The following is a 13,914-nucleotide window of genomic DNA, read 5'->3' as shown; positions in this document are numbered from 1 at the left end:
GCTGCTAAGCCAAACGAACGTAAAGAATTGGATCGTAAAGAGATTACAGTTCAATCTCTAGCTGGCTCGAACCTACAAGGTAAATTTACTGGTGCGTCATATAACTGGAATACAGCATATGTTGAAGGAACATTCACAGGCGATATTGAAGTTGCTTACATCGAGGTTGACGGAGCAGTTCAACCTTGGGGAGGATCTTTCAATGCCGATGGAACTTTCAAATATTGGACTAAAGCTGTTAAACCTGGTTCGAAAGTAACGATCTATGGTTATAACAAAACAACTCAACACAAAGAATTAGACAAATACAGCTTCACTGCTTAATAAAGCAATTCTGATTCATTGAGATACCAAGTCTGGTATCTCAATGAATTCAATTTTATGGAGGTCAATAAAAATGAAAAAAGTATTGTTGATTTTTAGTGCCTTGTTTGTCGTTTTTCTAACGGCTTGTTCAAGTGATACTAGTGATAAGACAAGTAATGATAAAAAAGAAACAACCAAGCAAAGTGTTTCAGTGTCCAAAAATGATAACACAGTTACAGTGGATAACATGAAAATCACTCTGGAAAACAGTGATGTAAGTAAAGTGTCAGATGAAAAAGATTCTAACAAAAAAGTCTACAGCTTTAAGGTGAAAGCTGAAAATGTAAGTAACGACCAAAAGGGTATCGGGACTGTTGATTTTCTCCTTAAAACAAGTGATGGCAAAACAGTAAAACCAGATTATAGTTATGCTTCATTTGGTGATTCTTTTGAAAAAGGAGATTCACTTACAGGAACTGTTTATTTTGTATTAAAGAAAGATGTAACGCCAACAGAATTGCAATATAAACCTAGTGATAAAGTAAAAGCAAAATGGGAAGTAAAGACGAAATAGAATAGTGAGATAAGAAGGTGTCAGAATGAAAATTGTTACGATTGGCTTAGGTTATATCGGCTTACCCACAGCCATTATGTTCGCAAATCATAATCAAGAAGTTATTGGTGTAGATGTAAAAGAAGATGTTATTACAATGTTAAATAATGGACATGTGCATTTAGAAGAGCCTGGGCTGGAAACAGAACTAAAAAAAAGCTGTTCAGTCTGGGAACTTCAAGGCACAGCTAAAGGTGGAACCAGCCGATGCATTTATTGTGGCTGTTCCAACGCCTAACAAAGACGATCAGTATAAAAGTTGCGACTTAACCTATGTGCTTGATGCAGTGAAATCACTCGTGCCGGTTCTTGAAAAAGGAAATACAGTCATTGTTGAGTCAACGATTGCACCGCGTACGACAGAAGACTTTGTGAAACCACTAATCGAAGAGGCTGGGTTTGAAATTGGAAAAGATATTTTTCTTGTGCATTGTCCAGAACGCGTGCTTCCAGGAAAAATTTTACATGAATTAAAGTATAACAATCGAATTATTGGCGGAGTGACGAGTGCGTGCACGGAAGCTGGAAAAAAAAATCTATAGTATTTTCGTTGAAGGCGAATTAATCACCTCATCTGCTTCTGCGGCAGAGCTTTCCAAACTAATGGAGAATACTTATCGCGATGTCAATATTGCGCTTGCAAATGAGCTTGTGAAGATCGGAGAGGACCTCGACATTGATGCGCTTGAAGTGATTGAAATGGCAAATAAACATCCACGTGTCAACATTCATTCACCAGGGCCAGGTGTCGGTGGGCATTGTCTAGCGGTAGATCCGTATTTTATCGTGGCTAGCACACCAGAAACCACCCCTCTTATTCAAACAGCTCGGGCCATTAATACATCGATGCCAGACTTTGTTTTTTCAAGAACAAAAATATTAATGGAACAAATTAATGGTAAAAAAATAACTGTTCTAGGGGTCACTTATAAAGGAAATGTGGATGATATTCGTGAAAGTCCCGCGCTTGAAATCACGCAAAAATTATTGAATGACGGAAGTTATGAGGTCAGTGTTTTCGATCCGCATGTGAATCAGTCTTGGATTGAAAAAGATTTCAAAAAGGCGACGCTCGATAGTGACTTATTACTTGTTTTAACAGATCATAATGAATTTAAAACGTTAACTGAAGAGGATTTAAGTGAGATGAAACAGACCTATGTATTTGATACTAAACATATATTCCCAAATCATGTGGTGAAGAATCACTATCTTTCGTTGGGGAATATTGGCTCGCTAAGTCGGATAGAAAGAGTCCCTTCGTTTTAAATAATGGAGTAGGAGAGTGCAATGGAGGAATTAATTGATTTAAAAAGAATATTTGGTGCGATTAGCCGGGGTAAATGGTACATTTTGGGGGCAATCGGCTTATGTGTCTGTATCATGAGTATCTATCTTTGGTTTATTGCTACGCCTGTTTATCAAAGTAAGACGCAAGTTTTGGTGAACCAAGTAGATTCGAGTGAAACCAATATCCAAGCGCAAGATGTCCAGGCGAACTTACAATTAGTTGACACGTATAGTGCGATTGTCACGAGCCCAAGAATTTTAAAAGAAGTGGAAAAAGAATTAGGAAATAAATATTCGCAAGCTGAACTTGGTGGTGCAATCCAGGTAAGTAATAACTCGAATTCACAAATTATCGAGATTGCAGCTGAATATCCAAGCGCAAAAGGTGCGACGGAAATAGTTAATAAAACCGCGCAGGTCTTTGAAAGACAAATACCGAATATTATGAAAGTTGATAATGTAACAATACTTTCTCAAGCTCAGTATTCTAAAACACAAGCACCTGTTAAACCTCATAAGAGTTTAATGCTGACACTTTCATTTGTAATTGGAGCAATAATTGGGATCATGATTATTTTTGTTCAGACCATCTTTGATCGCACGATTAAAAGTGTGGAAGATCTACAAGATGCACTTGGACTTACTGTACTAGGAACGGTCAATGCTTTTGAGCCAGAACAGATGGAGCTAGAAAAAAATATAGAGAAGGAGAGTGCTAGGAATGAAAAAAAAGAACCGAACGGAAGCAATTAATCGCATACAATGATCCGAATTCACCTGTAAGTGAACAGTTCAAGACAATCCGTGCAGGCATTGATTTTTCAAGCATTGATTCTACTTTCAAAACGATTCTAATTACTTCACCTGAAGCAGGAAGCGGTAAGTCAACGATTTCAGCTAATCTGGCAGTTGTCTTTGCTCAGCAGGGTAAGAAAACGTTGTTGATTGATGCAGATTTGCGAAAACCTACCATTCATAAAACTTTCTCTAAGAACTTATATACGGGTCTTTCGGCTGTCTTAACTGATGAAATTAGTTTAGAGGAGAGCTATCAGTCAACAGAAATTGATAACTTGTTTGTTTTAACAAGTGGAGCCATTCCACCGAATCCGAATGAAATGTTGGGATCGAAAAAAAATGGCAAACGTATTAGAAGAACTACAACAAACTTTTGATCTTATTATTATTGATACTTCACCTATTACAATTGTATCCGATGCGCTTGTTCTTGCACCGCAAACAGATGGTGTAATTCTTGTAACTCGATTTGGATCATCACTTAAAGAGCGTACAAAACAAGCAGTTGAACAAATCAGGATGACAAGAGCACCGATTATTGGGGCTGTTCTGAACGGTGTAAGTGAGAAGAAAAGTAATTATTACTATTATGCTTATAAATAGTTTTGGTATAGAAAATACAAAATAAATAAAAGGAAAATTTGGAATAATATTCAATGTTGGAAGGATGATAAACCTAAAATGTATGTAGCAGAAGGAAATATAGGGAAGCGTGTAGAGTTTTTGGGTAGCCAATTAGATTGTCTAACAATGAGCGAAACAATTGAAGAGGTTGAACGCATTGTGGAATCAAGAATTCCGACGCAACATGTTGTGATCAATGCGAACAAGGTTAATTTAATGGCTAAAAATCCTGAGTTAAAAGCGATTGTCAATGATTGTCCTTTAATCAATGCAGATGGTCAGTCAATTGTTTGGGCAGGAAGAATTCTTGGCTATGATGTGCCAGAACGTGTGACAGGAATTGACTTATTCTCAGAACTTGTCGCGCTTGCTGCTGAGAAAGGATGGCGCCCCTTTTATTTTGGGGCAACCGAAGAAGTTGTGGAAGCAGTCGTAGCAAAACATCGTGAGGAATACCCTGATCTTGAAATTGCAGGTTATCGCAATGGTTATTTCGATGAGTCAGAGTCGCTTTCTATTGCAGAACAAATTCGTGATAGTAAAGCTGATCTTTTGTTTGTGGCTTTTTCAAGTCCACAAAAAGAGTTTTGGATTAACGAGTATAAAGATGTTATGAAGGTGCCATTTGCAATGGGAGTTGGCGGAAGTTTTGATGTACTTGCAGGAAAAACAAAACGTGCGCCTGTTTGGATGCAAAAATCAGGACTTGAATGGTTTTACCGCTTTATTCAAGAACCGCGTCGAATGTTTAGTCGCAGTGTGAAAGGGAATGCATCATTTCTCTTTAAAGTTGGAAAAGCGAAAATGCATCGTCATTAAAAATCGGGAGGCTAAGAAGGAATGTCAAAACGAATCTATTTTTTGGATTCACTAAGAGGTATTGCAGCGGTTACGGTTGTTGCAACACACCTCGCAGGAACTTTTAGAGAAGAAACGTTGATGAAAGAAATTTTTGAGCCGCTTGGCAGAAGTGCTGTTATTCTCTTTTTTCTATTGAGCGGAATTGCACTTAGCCTAGCACTTAAAAATAAAGATCGATTTACGTGGCAGGGCTATGCAGCTTTTTTGGTAAAACGTATTTGTAGAATCTATCTCCCGTTTCTAGCCATTATTCTTTTAACAGAGTGTTTGTTTCTAAAGTTCACACCATCGGGTATTTCCACATTATCAGGTTGGTTTAACACTTTTGGAACAGATGCACTTCAGTGGAAAGTTTTTTTTAGAGAATATCTTCATGAGTGGGAATTATGTTGATCGCATTGATCCTGTGATTTGGTCGCTTATTGTTGAACTTCGGATTTCGATTCTTTTTCCTCTATTTTATTATTTTATCGAACGAAAAGGACTGAAATGGGGAGTTGGACTAATCGCTTTATCCTTTGGTCTTGGGACAGTCGTCTTATTTATAATCGATCAACAATTTTTAATCGGTCAAACGATTTTCCATATTGGATTTTTTATTGCTGGTATCTTGCTAACGCTTTACTGGGAATCTATTCGAACGTTTAGCAAAAAGCAAAAAGTGTATCTCATGCTAATATCCATTTTTCTTTATTTCCATGGATTTGCACTTCTTGTTACTGGAATAAATGTGCCGCAGGTGTTTTCAGATGTAGTCATTGGTGTTGGATGTGTGGGGATAATTCTTGTTTGTTACCAGTCAGAAACTGTTCAAGCATGGTTGTCTCGCCCTATCTATCTTTTCTTAGGAAAGATATCGTTTAGCGTTTATCTCGTACATTGTGTTGTGTTTATTCCTTGGATTTATTTACTACACAATGTCATTTCATCATTAGTAGTTGTTGAGTTATTAAGTTTACCCCTAATTTTTGTAGTAGCCTATCTTTCCTATTTATTATTCGAAAAACCGGCACAACAGTTTGGGCGTAAACTTGGAAAGCAAATCAGTCAATTTCACTTACAACTTTCCGAAACAAATAAGGAAAGGATTAATGGATAAAGGAGGCGTGACCATTGACTAAAAATAAGCCATTAAATATTTATTTTTTCTTTATTATCATGTCGGTTTTTCCGCTGGTTGATTTTTTAAATGGGCTTTTTATCAGCTTCAATGTTCCTTTGCCACTTGGTACAGCCTATCGCTTCTTTTGTTTCATTTACCTTGTTGTTTGTATTCTTCATGCAGGACTTAAGAAAAAACTTTTTACACGCTGATCTCGATTACTTTTATAGCTGGCTCACTGATGTTGCTATTTTTGCAAGCTATTGTTCTGCAAAATTCTGTGTCCTTTTTATTCGCAGATTTAGCAGTTTTTACGAAATTTTTCTTGTGGGTGGTCATTGCCTATTTTGTTTATCAGCGTAAAGAAATTTTCTTAACGATGAATTACAGCAAAATCTTTTTGGTTGTGAGTATTTTATTCACATTAGAAATGTTAATTCCTTATTTTTTAAATGTCGGAAATCAGGCTTATGTTAATAGTAATGCTGGATATAAAAGCTTTTTCTTTGCAAGTAACGATCTTACGATTGCGTTCATGATTAATGCAACTTTTGTCGGCTGGCATTTCATAAAAGCATTAGAAAGAAAAGCAGTTCTACAGACTGTCGCTTTATTAATTCTTTATCTAGGCATTATCGTCACACTCATCCTAATTAGTACGAAAACAGGAATCATTTATGGAATCTTATTTACTGTTGGTATTCTGATTCATTTTCTTGTTTGTCAAAAGCAATTTAAATCTATTTATCGCCTAATTATATTTATTATTGCTGTCGCAGCACTTATTGGTCTTGTGGTGGCAGGTTGGGATTTCATTATCTCTGCAACATCTGGAATGGTTGATCGAATCACCTATTTTTATCGGCTATATAACGGAAATTTAGTTCGACTTTTAACGAGCTCGCGAAGTGATTATATGGTGGCTGGTTACGAACTCTTTGCAGATAATCGTAACAATTTCCTCATTCCTCTAATCGGTTTCGGCTTTGAATATCGATCCATCAATTTTGAACGATATGGTTTGATTGAAATGGATCCAGTAGATGGACTTTATGCACTTGGTTTAATTGGGGTTGTACTAACTACAGTGATGCTTGGTTATTTCTTCTTTGTATCACTAAAAAAACAAAATCGCAGTATTTATACAATCGCCTTCATGGTTCTAATGTTCTACAGTATTTCAGCAGGACATGTGATGTTTTCAGCACTATCTTCAACCATGCTTGGGCTTGTATGCGGTGGAATACTTTTACAAAAATACAAGCACTCTTCTGCAAATGAAGAAGAAGCGGTTTCGAAGGAAGTGAAGCAAAGTGAATATATTAATGGTTGGACCAAAATCTGACTCAAAAGGTGGCATTGCAACGGTTATTGCCAATTTTAAAGAATATTATAGTGGTGAAAATCAGGTATCCTACCTAGCGACATGGACAGAAAAACATAAATTTTCGACAGGAATAAAAGCCGTGTTGACATTACGCAAAAATATTAGAAAAGACAAGATCGATGTTGTTCATTTTCATGTAGCGCAAAAAAGCAGTTTTTATCGAAAAGCACTACTCGCTAAATTAGTACCACGTCGTACAAAAGTCATTTTCCATATGCATGCCTCTCAATTTGACACTTTTTACAAATTGGCAGGAAAAAAAGCGAAAAAAAAAGATTCGGCGAGAACTTTCTCGTTTAGATGGACTTGTTGTTTTAAGTGAAGAATGGGCAGCATTTTATGAGCAAATTACAGATGCACCAATTGAAATTATTGAAAACGCAGTGATGGTTGAAGAACAACCCAAATACAATCCGAGAGCAACAGAAATTATTACGCTTGGTCGCCTAGGCAAACGCAAAGGGAGTTATGATATCCTTCATGTCGCCAAGCAACTAGAATCCGAATTTCCAAATGTATGTTTCACGCTGTTTGGAGATGGTGAAATCGAAGAAGTTGAAAGAGAGATGGAAGCTCTTGCTAGTCAAAATGTCCGCCTCGGTGGCTGGCTATTAAAAGAAGATCGGGATGAAATAGTAGCTGGAACAGTACTACATTTGCTGCCTTCCTATCAAGAAGGTCTTCCAATGTCTATTTTAGAAACCATGTCCGAAGGTATTCCGAATTTGGCCTCGGACGTTGGAGGTATTCCTCAAGTGATTCAAGATGGTGAAAATGGCATGTTGATCAAGCCAGGGGATATATCTTCCATGGTAGAAAAGCTGAGATATTTCTTGACTGATGAAAAACTACGAGAAAAATTATCGCAAGCTGCATATGAAAAAATAAAAACGGATTTTTCACTTGAGAAGTATTTTGAAAAATGGGATCGCTACTATGAAAGTTTATTGGAAGAAGAGTCACAGGAATCACTAAGTATTTCAAACTTAGATGAACGGCAAAAAGAATGGAGTTGAATATAGATTGTTAGTATGGACGGTTCTCACCTTTATATTGGGATTATTGCTGATGCCCCTTATCCGTAAATTAGCTTTTTTGGTTGGTGCGGTTGATATGCCACGTGAAAGACATGCGCATACGAAGCCAACAGCAACGCTTGGTGGGCTCGCGATTTTCCTCAGTTTTACGATCATGGCTTTTTTAGCCCCTATTGATCGAAGTAACGCATTACCTTTATTTGTTGGCATGCTAATCATTGTTGGAACAGGTGTTATTGATGATATTAAAGAACTTTCACCCAAGTTAAAACTAGCTGGTCAAGTGCTTGCTGCACTTTGCGTCACAATTTGGGGTGGTATTATGGTTCACCATATCTATCTACCATTTCTCGGACGAATTGAATTTGGTTACTTTGCCATTCCGATTTCGATTTTTTGGATCTTGGCTATTGTAAATGCAATTAATTTAATTGATGGACTAGATGGCTTAGCTGGTGGAGTCTCTACAATTGCTTTAATGACAATTGGAGGAATGGCGCTTCTTTTGGGGAACATGGGTAGCGCATTTACAGCTTTCTTGTTAGTGGGCGCATTATTAGCATTTCTGGTCTTTAATTTCCCACCAGCCTCGGTTTTTATGGGTGACACAGGTGCGATGTTCATCGGGTTTATGATCGCGATTTTATCGTTGATGGAATTTAAGAATGTGACACTAATCTCTCTTCTTATTCCGATTATTATTTTAGGCGTACCTTTTACTGATACATTTTTTGCGATTATTCGCCGCTTAAAGCAAAAAAACATCGATTTCGACGGCAGATCGCTCGCACATTCATCATCGACTTTTGGCATTAGGATTGAGCAATCGGCAAACCGTATTATTACTCTATGTGATCGCGGCTTTATTCTCAGGAATTAGTTTTCTTTTATATTTCTCAACTACTTGGGGATCCATTATTTTAATAGTTGTTTTATTGCTGCTTATTGAAGTGGCTGTAGAATTTATTGGACTCATTGATGAGAGTTACCACCCGTTGTTCAATCTTTATACAGGTATTAGTAGGACAAGACGAAAGCTTTATCTCATTATTAGTAAAAAATCACGTTAAGTTTTAATTTTACTCAAGAATCTTTATAATTTTAAAAGGAAGGATTTTCCATAGATGAAAAAAATTGTAATTATTGTGCCTTATTTTGGCAACCTTCCAGAGAATTTTAATGTATTTATGAATTCATGTGGCAGAAATGAAAATATTGATTTTATTTTTATTAGTGATAATGACCTGCAAATCGAGTTTGAAAACATTAGCTTTTGGAAGATGTCCTTTCCGGAATTTAGATCAATTGTTCAACAAGCTTTTGATTTTCCAATTGCATTAGAATCTCCATATAAGCTTTGTGATTATAAGCCAACATATGGAAAAGTCTTGCAAAATTGGATTAAAGACTATGATTTCTGGGGTTATTGTGATGTGGATTTGATCTTTGGAAGAATTGATCATTTTGTAACTGAGGATGTTTTACAGCGATATGACCAAATCTATCAATACGGACATTTTATGTTGTATAGGAATAATGAACTTAATAATGATCGGTTTATGTCGGATGAAGGTCTAAATTATAAAAAAGTATTTACTTCTAATAGGATTTACTTTTTTGATGAAAAAATAATGCCTAGTAAATTTGATTTACTCAAAGTACCTAGATATAAAGAAAGAGATTTTATTGATATTGATCCTTGGAAGTTTAGAATGATTGATGTCTGTGAAAACGATGCTAATCGTAAAGCCAAGACAACATTGTTTGAGTGGGAAAATGGTAATTTGTTCAAATGCACGTACCATAAAAAAACAGGCATGATTACAAAAGAGGAATATCTTTATATTCATTTTCAAAAAAAGAAAAATGGTAGATAATACGCAAGATGCTACTCATATTTTAATCACAAATAAAGGCTTATTGCCATGCTATGATGGCCTTAAGGAAGAACATTTTTTACAGTTGGATAATAATAATATTTTCCAAGATATGAATAAACATTTCAACAAACAAAAATTTATTTTAAATAGACGAATAAAAAGGTATATCTTAAAGTAATTTAGCAGACTACGCGTTGAAAATATAAAGAAGCTTAGATTTATTGTCAGGAGTAAATTAAATATGAAAATTTTAAAAAAACTATGCTTATAATATGACGTATCAGATACTTCTTATGCTGATCCCTCTAGTAACAGTTCCTTATATTTCAAGAACATTAGGGGCAGAAGGAATAGGGGTATATGCGTATACGTATTCAGTTGTTCAGTACTTTATTTTGATCGGAAACTTAGGTATTTCAATATATGGTGCTAGATCAATTGCTCAGGTCAGGGAATCAGATCAAGACAGGTCAAGAGTATTTTTTGAACTTATGATCATAAAACTAGTGATGTTCTTTATTTCAGCGTTATTATATGGTTTGTTTATTTATGTGTACGGAGAGTATACATTCATTTTCATCCTACAAGGTATTTTTATCTTGGCTGCTGCTGTTGATATTTCATGGTTTTTTATTGGGCTAGAAGATTTCAAAAAGACGATTTCAAGAAATATCGTTGTAAAATTAGTAGCCCTTGTAAGTGTTTTTATATTCATTCGAACTCCAAATGACATTGCTTTGTATGTAGCGATAAATGCTATATCTACTTTTTTAGGGAATTTGACTCTTTGGACATATTTAAGGAAAAGAATACACAAAGTAGCGGTCAAAAATCTAGATTTGAAACCGCATGTTCGACCCGTGTTTTTCTTGTTTTTACCGCAACTGCTTACTCAGATTTTTGTGAATATGAATAAATTATTTTTGGGAAACTTCTCTACATTAACACAGACTGGTTATTTCGAGAACTCAGATAAGGTAGTCAGGATGTTATCAGCTTGTGTCACGGCTATTGGTAATGTGATTTTCCCAAGGATAGCTAACGAATTTCATAAAGGAGAAGCTAAAACAGCGAATAAGTATACATTACTATCCTTTCAGATCGTTAACATGATCTCAATTCCTCTACTTTTCGGCATGATTTTAATCTCGAAAAAATTTCTCGCTACTCTTTTTTGGGGAAAACTTTGATGGTATTGAATATGTATTAGCGATTCTATCGGTAGGTCTTCTATTTATGGGATGGGGATCGATTATTGGCCAGCAGTATATGGTTGCTGCAAATCAAGTAGCAAAATCAATTGTGTCACTTATTGTGGGTATCCTTGTCTCGATTGCTCTATCATTCTTATTAATTCCTTCATATGGGGCGCTTGGAGCTGCCATATCCTCTGTAGCAGGAGAAGCAGTAATTGCTATTGCTCAAATCATCATGATAAGAAAAAGTTTGCAAATTCATTTATTTAAAGAGACTGCAGGCTATGTGATAGCTGCACTTGTAATGGTAGTTGCTGGATTTGGAATGGGGATGCTCATTAAAGGGGCTTTTTATTCCATGTGTGTCCAAATTGCCACCGCAGTTGTCGTATATGCAATTTTTATGATTTTAATAAAACCTGCTCCTGTACGTGTATTGATGGATAAATTTAAAAATAGAAATTAAAAATATTTGTTTGTTTTGATGAAAACGGACTGAAGATATTCGGTTCATATTTTGTTGAGAAACTTCAATAAAAATTTAGAAGCAATTTGATTTAGAACGTAATTAGTCAGGAGAAGTTCTGGCTATTGGAAAAAATTTAAAAAAAGTAAAATAAGAGGTGTAAAATGGATAATAATCTTTCGAAAGAAAAGCAATTAGAATTATTGGATCAGTACTTTGTTTCAACAATAGAGGCATTAGATTTATTGCAAATCTCAAAACAAAGCTTTTATTCACTAGTAAATCGTGAAAAAATTAATCGTGTGAAAAAAGGTGGGGCAGTACTGTATTTTCGAGATGAAATTTTAGAAAGAGCTCGTGAACAAGAATTTTTGCGCAAAAAATATCGACCATTTGATTATTAAAAAATCAAGGAAAAGGTCTGTGAAATATACTGATATAAGAACATTCAATTGATGAAAGCGATAGTCGGTTTCCCAATTGGATGTTTTTTTATAGGAGAACTAACTGATTTGAAGAACGTTTTTTCACAAAAAATACATAACTTGAAAAATAGAATGGAACAAAGTTACAAAGATGAAAATTTATATTTTGATAAGCTGAAGTTAGCTTAGATTTTTGGAGTAATGTTCTTACTAAGAATTTAATTGGTGTGGGAGGGATAGCGCCTGAGCAATCAAAAGAGAGGAACTGAATAAAAAATGATAGGGCAAATAGATAAAGTTCTTTTTGCCGTATATGAAGGATTGAGGAGGGAATTTGAATGAAATTACATAAATGGATAGGCATGGGATCAGCGGCAGGTATGATTTTTGCTATACCGGTTTCTGCTTTTGCGGCAGATGGAGCTGAGTATCAATCAAATGGGGTAGTACAGTTCGTTCCGAGTACTGGGATTACAAAACCAATGAATCCAGATGATCCACAAGGAGAAACGATTACACCGGTTGATCCGACAACCCCAGAGGGATTAGCAGAACCGGGGACTTCGGGACCGCTAAGTATAGATTTTGCCTCAAGTATAGACTTTGGAACAAATGAAATTACTGCTCGTGATGAAACGTATTATGCAAAAGCACAAAAATTTAACCAAGTGGATGGTAGCACAGGTTGGACGTCTAATTTTGTGCAAGTTTCTGACCATCGTGGAACAAATCTTGGATGGATGCTGACGGTTAAACAAGAAGGACAGTTCAGCAACGCAGATACACAAAATAAAGAACTAGTTGGTGCGCAAATTAAGTTTACAGATAGTCAAGTTGTTAGTAACGCAGAAGGGATGCAAGCACCGGATGCCAAGGATATCGTTCTTGATCCCGCTGGAGCGGAGTCGACCGTTATGTCGGCACAAATTCATAAGGGAGCTGGAAGTTGGATTGATAAGTGGGGGAGCGTATCAGAAGAACCAGCAACTGAAGGTAGCGATGCAGAAGCGACTAAAGTGAATAAAGCCATTTCGCTATTTATTCCTGGTAAATCAGCTAAAGATGCTGTGCAGTATAAAACAAAACTTACTTGGAAATTATCCGATGTTCCGGGAAATGATAAATAATTGATGAAAGAGAGGGAAAAGATATGAAAAATAAAGCGAGCAAGATTGTAGCTATTTCTGCTTTATCACTAGGAGCCGTTTTAACTAATTTTGGTTTAAGTTCCACTGTGTCAGCAGCAGAATACAAATCAAATCTTATCGTAGAATTTTCACCGAGTAATGAGCTTGTAAAACCAGTTGATCCAACAGATCCAACAAAAACGCTTGGGGACGGGGAAGGGCCTATTGACCCAACAGATCCAAGTGGACCAAACCCAGGAACCGAAGGGCCGCTTAGTATCGATTACGCATCTAGCCTTGACTTTGGGACACAAAAAATTACATCAACTGACCAAGTTTATAATGCAGTAGCTCAAAAATTTGGGGATGGCAGTAGTCGTGGAGACGGCCCCAATTATGTCCAAGTAACGGATAACCGTGGTCTCGAAACAGGTTGGTCGTTGTCTGTGAAGCAACAAGGGCAATTTCTTACGGCGGATAATGAAGAATTAACAGGCGCTGAGCTGGTGTTTTCAAATGGTGTTGTGAATACGGCATCCATTTCGCCTAAACCTTCTGCTGTTAAAAATTCTTTCTCACTAACCCCTGATGGGAATGGGACAGCGGTAAATATCATGGCTGCTAAAAACGGTGAAGGTGCAGGGACGTATGTTCTTGCGTTTGGGGATAATTCAAGTGGCGGCAAGAGTATTTCACTGAAAGTGCCTGGTAAAGCAACCAAATATGCGAAAAAATATTCAACATCATTATTGTGGAGACTTCAAGACGTTCCAGCTCCTGGTGGAGAATAAAATAACGAAGG

Annotated in this window: 18 protein-coding genes and 2 pseudogenes; all 20 read left to right on the top strand. The window is 36.4% G+C overall.

Annotation, left to right across the window (positions count from 1 at the left end):
• The first annotated feature begins 27 nt into the window (after positions 1 to 27).
• The 20 genes and pseudogenes from MAQA_RS12040 (at position 28) to MAQA_RS11970 (ending at position 13,903) form a co-directional block, all read left to right on the top strand.
• Positions 28 to 324 (top strand): immunoglobulin-like domain-containing protein, encoded by a 297-nt coding sequence (locus tag MAQA_RS12040; RefSeq protein WP_036074209.1) that lies wholly within the window; start codon positions 28 to 30, stop codon positions 322 to 324.
• Between the two features lie 73 nt (positions 325 to 397).
• A complete protein-coding gene (locus tag MAQA_RS12035) occupies positions 398 to 880 on the top strand; it encodes a DUF4352 domain-containing protein (RefSeq protein ID WP_036074206.1) in 483 nt (160 codons plus the stop codon).
• A gap of 25 nt (positions 881 to 905) precedes the next feature.
• A pseudogene (locus MAQA_RS12030) lies at positions 906 to 2,188 on the top strand (nucleotide sugar dehydrogenase).
• 21 nt (positions 2,189 to 2,209) lie between these two features.
• Complete coding sequence (locus MAQA_RS12025; RefSeq protein ID WP_036074204.1) at positions 2,210 to 2,962, top strand: YveK family protein; 753 nt, start codon at positions 2,210 to 2,212, stop codon at positions 2,960 to 2,962.
• Positions 2,962 to 3,384, top strand: a complete 423-nt coding sequence (locus MAQA_RS14720) for a CpsD/CapB family tyrosine-protein kinase (protein ID WP_338151631.1) — start codon at positions 2,962 to 2,964, stop codon at positions 3,382 to 3,384. Before MAQA_RS12025 ends, MAQA_RS14720 begins: the two co-directional genes overlap by 1 nt.
• Complete coding sequence (locus MAQA_RS14715) at positions 3,347 to 3,610, top strand: P-loop NTPase family protein (protein ID WP_193786425.1); 264 nt, start codon at positions 3,347 to 3,349, stop codon at positions 3,608 to 3,610. The genes MAQA_RS14720 and MAQA_RS14715 overlap by 38 nt, the downstream gene beginning before the upstream one ends.
• A 78-nt stretch (positions 3,611 to 3,688) precedes the next feature.
• Positions 3,689 to 4,450: a WecB/TagA/CpsF family glycosyltransferase gene (locus MAQA_RS12015; RefSeq protein ID WP_206537557.1), complete on the top strand. Its 762-nt coding sequence runs from the start codon at positions 3,689 to 3,691 to the stop codon at positions 4,448 to 4,450.
• 21 nt (positions 4,451 to 4,471) lie between these two features.
• On the top strand, positions 4,472 to 4,885 hold the full coding sequence (locus tag MAQA_RS16275; RefSeq protein WP_052008595.1) for an acyltransferase family protein: 414 nt from the start codon (positions 4,472 to 4,474) through the stop codon (positions 4,883 to 4,885).
• The gene (locus MAQA_RS16270) at positions 4,866 to 5,591 is read left to right on the top strand and encodes an acyltransferase family protein (RefSeq protein WP_052008594.1); all 726 of its coding nucleotides are present in this window, start codon (positions 4,866 to 4,868) and stop codon (positions 5,589 to 5,591) included. The genes MAQA_RS16275 and MAQA_RS16270 overlap by 20 nt, the downstream gene beginning before the upstream one ends.
• A 14-nt stretch (positions 5,592 to 5,605) precedes the next feature.
• On the top strand, positions 5,606 to 5,806 hold the full coding sequence (locus tag MAQA_RS15855) for a hypothetical protein (protein ID WP_052008593.1): 201 nt from the start codon (positions 5,606 to 5,608) through the stop codon (positions 5,804 to 5,806).
• Positions 5,807 to 5,835: 29 nt separating this feature from the next.
• Entirely contained in the window at positions 5,836 to 6,939 is a 1,104-nt protein-coding gene (locus MAQA_RS12005; protein WP_052008592.1) for an O-antigen ligase family protein, read from the top strand.
• Entirely contained in the window at positions 6,908 to 7,303 is a 396-nt protein-coding gene (locus MAQA_RS15850; RefSeq protein WP_241463233.1) for a glycosyltransferase, read from the top strand. The genes MAQA_RS12005 and MAQA_RS15850 overlap by 32 nt, the downstream gene beginning before the upstream one ends.
• Positions 7,212 to 7,997, top strand: coding sequence for a glycosyltransferase family 4 protein (locus MAQA_RS12000; protein WP_241463232.1), 786 nt, complete (start codon positions 7,212 to 7,214; stop codon positions 7,995 to 7,997). The genes MAQA_RS15850 and MAQA_RS12000 overlap by 92 nt, the downstream gene beginning before the upstream one ends.
• Positions 7,998 to 8,004: 7 nt before the next feature.
• A pseudogene (locus MAQA_RS11995) lies at positions 8,005 to 9,088 on the top strand (glycosyltransferase family 4 protein).
• Positions 9,089 to 9,142: 54 nt separating this feature from the next.
• Complete coding sequence (locus tag MAQA_RS11990; RefSeq protein ID WP_241463231.1) at positions 9,143 to 9,895, top strand: DUF6625 family protein; 753 nt, start codon at positions 9,143 to 9,145, stop codon at positions 9,893 to 9,895.
• A 296-nt stretch (positions 9,896 to 10,191) separates the two neighbouring features.
• Positions 10,192 to 11,088, top strand: a complete 897-nt coding sequence (locus MAQA_RS15845; protein ID WP_241463230.1) for an oligosaccharide flippase family protein — start codon at positions 10,192 to 10,194, stop codon at positions 11,086 to 11,088.
• Between the two features lie 46 nt (positions 11,089 to 11,134).
• Positions 11,135 to 11,560 (top strand): polysaccharide biosynthesis C-terminal domain-containing protein, encoded by a 426-nt coding sequence (locus MAQA_RS15840; protein WP_241463229.1) that lies wholly within the window; start codon positions 11,135 to 11,137, stop codon positions 11,558 to 11,560.
• 164 nt (positions 11,561 to 11,724) lie between these two features.
• Positions 11,725 to 11,964, top strand: a complete 240-nt coding sequence (locus MAQA_RS11980) for a helix-turn-helix domain-containing protein (protein WP_036074203.1) — start codon at positions 11,725 to 11,727, stop codon at positions 11,962 to 11,964.
• A gap of 359 nt (positions 11,965 to 12,323) precedes the next feature.
• Positions 12,324 to 13,112 (top strand): WxL domain-containing protein, encoded by a 789-nt coding sequence (locus MAQA_RS11975; RefSeq protein ID WP_036074201.1) that lies wholly within the window; start codon positions 12,324 to 12,326, stop codon positions 13,110 to 13,112.
• 23 nt (positions 13,113 to 13,135) lie between these two features.
• Positions 13,136 to 13,903 carry a WxL domain-containing protein gene (locus MAQA_RS11970; protein ID WP_036074200.1) on the top strand — a complete coding sequence of 256 codons (768 nt, stop codon included), beginning with the start codon at positions 13,136 to 13,138 and terminating at the stop codon, positions 13,901 to 13,903.
• The last annotated feature ends 11 nt before the right edge of the window (positions 13,904 to 13,914 follow it).

Source organism: Listeria aquatica FSL S10-1188 (assembly GCF_000525795.1).
Taxonomy (GTDB): Bacteria; Bacillota; Bacilli; order Lactobacillales; family Listeriaceae; genus Listeria; species Listeria aquatica.
Note: the sequence above shows the minus strand (reverse complement) of the source record. Positions and strands in the feature narration are given on the sequence as shown.

Bases quoted from the DNA above. Each gene is read 5' to 3' on its own strand.
- MAQA_RS12005 (WP_052008592.1), top strand. From the start codon at position 5,836: ATGTTGCTATTTTTGCAAGCTATTGTTCTGCAAAATTCTGTGTCCTTT.
- MAQA_RS16275 (WP_052008595.1), top strand. From the start codon at position 4,472: ATGTCAAAACGAATCTATTTTTTGGATTCACTAAGAGGTATTGCAGCG.
- MAQA_RS14715 (WP_193786425.1), top strand. From the start codon at position 3,347: ATGGCAAACGTATTAGAAGAACTACAACAAACTTTTGATCTTATTATT.
- MAQA_RS12035 (WP_036074206.1), top strand. From the start codon at position 398: ATGAAAAAAGTATTGTTGATTTTTAGTGCCTTGTTTGTCGTTTTTCTA.
- MAQA_RS11980 (WP_036074203.1), top strand. From the start codon at position 11,725: ATGGATAATAATCTTTCGAAAGAAAAGCAATTAGAATTATTGGATCAG.
- MAQA_RS11970 (WP_036074200.1), top strand. From the start codon at position 13,136: ATGAAAAATAAAGCGAGCAAGATTGTAGCTATTTCTGCTTTATCACTA.
- MAQA_RS15845 (WP_241463230.1), top strand. From the start codon at position 10,192: ATGCTGATCCCTCTAGTAACAGTTCCTTATATTTCAAGAACATTAGGG.
- MAQA_RS16270 (WP_052008594.1), top strand. From the start codon at position 4,866: ATGAGTGGGAATTATGTTGATCGCATTGATCCTGTGATTTGGTCGCTT.
- MAQA_RS12015 (WP_206537557.1), top strand. From the start codon at position 3,689: ATGTATGTAGCAGAAGGAAATATAGGGAAGCGTGTAGAGTTTTTGGGT.
- MAQA_RS15840 (WP_241463229.1), top strand. From the start codon at position 11,135: ATGGGATGGGGATCGATTATTGGCCAGCAGTATATGGTTGCTGCAAAT.
- MAQA_RS11975 (WP_036074201.1), top strand. From the start codon at position 12,324: ATGAAATTACATAAATGGATAGGCATGGGATCAGCGGCAGGTATGATT.
- MAQA_RS12025 (WP_036074204.1), top strand. From the start codon at position 2,210: ATGGAGGAATTAATTGATTTAAAAAGAATATTTGGTGCGATTAGCCGG.
- MAQA_RS11990 (WP_241463231.1), top strand. From the start codon at position 9,143: ATGAAAAAAATTGTAATTATTGTGCCTTATTTTGGCAACCTTCCAGAG.